Here is a 3,879-nt window from a genome sequence, read left to right on the forward strand (position 1 = left end):
CGGGGCGCCGGGCCGCCCCGGAGCGCCAGCCCGCCCACCCCAGGGCCCGGCCGTGGGAACCGGCGTCGGCCCGGGTGCGGGGAGGGCCCCGTCGAACGAAGGAGGAGAACAGTGAACCCAGAGGTACTGGCCGAGTACGCGCCTCTGTACGCCAAGGCGGCGGTCCTCACCGTCAAGATCGCGGCCATCGGCATCGCGGGCTCCCTGGCGGTGGGCCTGGTGTGCGCCGCCGTCACGCAGTTCAGGATCCCCGTCATCGGCCGCATCGTGACCGCCTACGTCGAGCTGTCGCGCAACACGCCACTGCTCGTGCAGCTCTTCTTCATCTACTTCGGGCTGCCGCGCGTCGGCGTGAAGTGGAGCGGCGAGACCTGCGCGGTCGTCGGCCTCGTCTTCCTGGGAGGGGCGTACATGGCGGAGGCCCTGCGGGCGGGCCTGGACTCGGTCGCCCCCATCCAGTGGGAGTCGGCGGCGTCGCTGGGGCTGAGCCCCGCGCAGGTCCTGCGCTTCGTGGCGCTCCCCCAGGCGCTCGCCGTTTCGGTGCCGCCCCTGGCCGCCAACACGATCTTCCTGATCAAGGAGACGTCCGTGGTGTCCGTGGTCGCGCTCCCCGACCTCGTGTACGTCGCGAAGGACCTCATTGGGATCTCCTACAACACGTCCGAGGCGCTGGTCCTGCTGGTCGCCTCGTACTTGGTGGTCCTGCTGCCCGTCTCGTTGGCGGCCCGACTGCTGGAGAGGAGGGCGCGCCGTGCAGGATTCGGGGATTAACGTCCTGTGGGAGGGCCGCAACGCCTTGCGGATCCTCGAGGGGCTCGCCGTCACCCTGGGCGTCTCCGCCGTCTCGGTGGCGCTGTCCCTCGTGCTGGGGGTCGGCGTGGGGCTGGCGATGAGGTCCCGCCTGGCGCCCCTGCGGTGGCTCATGCGGGCGTACCTGGAGTTCGTGCGCATCATGCCGCAGATCGTCCTGCTGTTCCTGGCGTACTTCGGGCTCACCCGCCTGACGGGCGTCAACCTGGACGGCATCACCGCCTCCGTCCTGGTGTTCACGCTGTGGGGGGCGGCCGAGATGGGGGACCTGGTGCGGGGGGCGCTCATCTCCATCCCCCGTCACCAGTACGAGTCCGCCGAGGCGCTGGGCCTGGACGCCCGGCAGGCCATGCGCTTCGTGATCCTGCCGCAGACCGTGCGCCGCCTGGCGCCACCCGCCGTCAACCTGGTGACCCGCATGGTCAAGACCACGTCCCTGGTGGTCCTCATCGGCGTCGTCGAGGTCCTCAAAGTGGGCCAGCAGATCATCGACGCCAACCGATTCGAATACCCGACAGCGGCGCTGTGGGTCTACGGAGTGGTCTTCGTGGCCTACTTCCTGGTGTGCTGGCCCATCTCGCTGCTCTCGCGCCACTTGGAGAAGACATGGCAGAACTGAATGAGAACACCGGCGCCGGCGCCCCCGAGCGGGCGTCCGCCCCCGAGTCCGCCGGCCCCGGCGCGCCGCCGCGGCTGCGCCTGGTGGACCTGGACAAGACCTACCCGGGGGGCCACCACGCCCTGCGCGGCGTCTCCCTGGACGTCGCCGACGGCGAGGTCGTGGTCGTCATCGGCCCCTCCGGATGCGGCAAGTCCACGCTGCTGCGCACTATCAACGGGCTCGAGCCCGTCGACAGCGGCAGCATCCAGTTGGACGGGGAGGAGCTCACCGCGCCCGGCGTCCGTTGGCAGGCCGTGCGCCAGCGTGTGGGCATGGTGTTCCAGTCCTACGAGCTCTTCCCCCACCTGACCGTCATGGAGAACCTGGTGCTGGCCCCGGTCCGCGTGCGCGGCGAGGCGAGGGCCGCGGCGCGCCAGCGCGCCCGTGCGCTGCTGGAGCGCGTGGGGCTGGCCGACAGGGCGGACTCCTACCCGCGCCAGCTCTCGGGCGGGCAGCGCCAGCGCGTCGCCATCGTCCGCTCCCTCATGATGGAGCCCGAGGTGCTGCTGCTCGACGAGGTGACGGCGGCGTTGGACCCGGAGATGGTCCGCGAGGTGCTGGACGTGGTCCTCGACCTGGCCCGCGAGGGCATGACGATGGTGATCGTCACCCACGAGATGGACTTCGCCCGCGCGATAGCGGACCGCGTCGTGTTCATGGACGGGGGACGGGTCGTCGAGGTGGCGCCGCCCCGCAGGTTCTTCGCCAGGCCGGGCACTGAGAGGGCCCGCCGCTTCCTCGACATCTTCACCTTCGAGGGGGCCAATCTCTGAAGGGCGCCGCTGTCCGCCTGGGAGCCGACGGTCGCGGAGGCGCTGGCCCTTTGGCGTGCCGCTCCTGGCCCGCCCGGTCCGGACGGCCCCGCCGCGCGGGGCCGCCGGGGCTGGGCACCGGCGCCGGAGGCGGTCCCCGCCGGCGTCAGCCCCTCTCGGTCGACTGGTGGTGCACCAGGACGGGGCCGGGCAGCCAGACGCTGGACTCCACGGACGACCCGCCCTCCCAGCGCAGCGTGTAGCGCACCAGGAACGCCTCGCCCGCTCTTTGCACGTTGAAACGCCCGATGCTCGCCTTCGGGGGGACGGGGCCCGCCAGTGTGGTCGTCGCCTGCCCGCCCGGCCAGATCCTGGTGGTCTGGGGCCCGGTGATCCGCGCCAGGGCCTCCTCGTCGCCACCGGTCCACGCGACGAGGAAGCGCTTCTCCCAGTCGATGGGGTCGGCGGCCTCCTGCGCCGGAGCGGACGGGCCGCTAGCAGCGGATGCCCCAGCGCCCGCGGGCACGGACGGGGCCGAGCCGGGTGCGGCGGGCTCCCCGGGCCCAGGATCCGGGGCCCGGGTCGGCTCGGGGCCGACCGCCGTGGCGGGCTCTGGGGCCCCGCCGACGGATGGGTGGGGGGAGAAGGGGCGCTGCCCGCGCGTGCTCTTGCGCCCGCGTCCGCCCCGTGGCCCGGCGGCCGCGTGGGACGGGATCGCGCCCGTGGAGACGCCGTCCGCTGGCTCCGGGCCGGATCCCGGGGACTCCTGCGTGCTCCCCGCGCTGTCCGGGTCCGCGCCTCCCGGGGTCCCGGCGCTCCGGCCGGGCTGTTCCGCGCCTTCCGTGCCCGCTCCCCCCAGGGTCCTGGCGCTCCCGTCGGGCTGTTCCGCGCCGTCCGTGCCCACTCCCCCCAGGGTCCTGGCGCTCCCGTCGGGCTGTTCCGCGCCGTCAGCCCCGTCCTCCCCGCGCGCCCGGAAACCGGGGCCGGGAGCCGGAGTGCCGCCCTCCTGGTAGGTTTGCGCGCACGCCCGCGCCAAGTCGTCGGCGAGTTCGTTCAAAGGGTGCCCCGCGTGGCCCTTCACCCATTCGAAGGTGACGGTCCGGCCCTCCATGGCGCGATCGATCCGCTGGATGAGCGCCAGGTTCTTGATGGGCTTCTTGTCGGCCTTCGTCCACCCGCGCTTCTTCCAGCCGATCCGCCACTTGCTGGCGACGTTGATGGCGTACTGGGAGTCGGCCAGGACGTGGAGCCCCTGGTCGGACAGCCCCGCCGCGGCGGTCGCCTCGAGCGCTTCGAGCAGGGCGGTGAGCTCGCCGATGTTGTTCGTGCCCTCGGGCCAGCCGCCCGCGTCCCAGCAGTCGCGGTCCACCACCCACGCCCAGCCCGCGGGGCCGGGGTTTCCCAGGGAGGAGCCGTCAACAGCAACCGTGATCGTCATGCGCCCAATGGTAGCGTCGGCGCGGGCGCCCCGGCCCCGGTTCCCGCACGGTGGAGCCGTCGCTCCGGTACCGCGCCCAGCGTCCCGAGCGGCTGCCCGGGGAGCGCCGAGGGGCCAGCGGCCCGCGTGGCCGTCCCGGGGGCGCGCCGCGGCGCCTACTGCGCCACGCCCACCTGGCCCAGGGCGAAGGCGAACTCCTCGGCCCGCGCCGTCCAGCG

At 73.5% G+C, this 3,879-nt stretch carries 4 protein-coding genes; 3 read left to right on the plus strand and 1 reads right to left on the minus strand.

The features are described from left to right. Positions 1–111 precede the first annotated feature (111 nt). Genes BH719_RS07195 through BH719_RS07205 form a run of 3 tightly spaced genes read left to right on the plus strand, consistent with a single transcriptional unit; the run spans position 112 to position 2,244 of the window. Positions 112–771: an amino acid ABC transporter permease gene (locus tag BH719_RS07195; protein ID WP_021613087.1), complete on the plus strand. Its 660-nt coding sequence runs from the start codon at positions 112–114 to the stop codon at positions 769–771. Beyond that, positions 752–1,429: an amino acid ABC transporter permease gene (locus BH719_RS07200; RefSeq protein ID WP_009744156.1), complete on the plus strand. Its 678-nt coding sequence runs from the start codon at positions 752–754 to the stop codon at positions 1,427–1,429. The genes BH719_RS07195 and BH719_RS07200 overlap by 20 nt, the downstream gene beginning before the upstream one ends. After that, complete coding sequence (locus BH719_RS07205) at positions 1,417–2,244, plus strand: amino acid ABC transporter ATP-binding protein (RefSeq protein WP_009744157.1); 828 nt, start codon at positions 1,417–1,419, stop codon at positions 2,242–2,244. Before BH719_RS07200 ends, BH719_RS07205 begins: the two co-directional genes overlap by 13 nt. 145 nt (positions 2,245–2,389) lie before the next feature. On the opposite strand, the gene BH719_RS07210 is transcribed toward BH719_RS07205, so the two are convergent. Continuing rightward, entirely contained in the window at positions 2,390–3,661 is a 1,272-nt protein-coding gene (locus tag BH719_RS07210; protein ID WP_034255363.1) for a ribonuclease H family protein, read from the minus strand. Positions 3,662–3,879 lie beyond the last annotated feature (218 nt).

Source organism: Pauljensenia hongkongensis, assembly GCF_001746855.1.
In the GTDB taxonomy this organism is placed as follows: domain Bacteria; phylum Actinomycetota; class Actinomycetes; order Actinomycetales; family Actinomycetaceae; genus Pauljensenia; species Pauljensenia hongkongensis.

Bases quoted from the DNA above. Each gene is read 5' to 3' on its own strand.
- BH719_RS07205 (WP_009744157.1), top strand. From the start codon at position 1,417: ATGGCAGAACTGAATGAGAACACCGGCGCCGGCGCCCCCGAGCGGGCG.
- BH719_RS07210 (WP_034255363.1), bottom strand. From the start codon at position 3,661: ATGACGATCACGGTTGCTGTTGACGGCTCCTCCCTGGGAAACCCCGGC.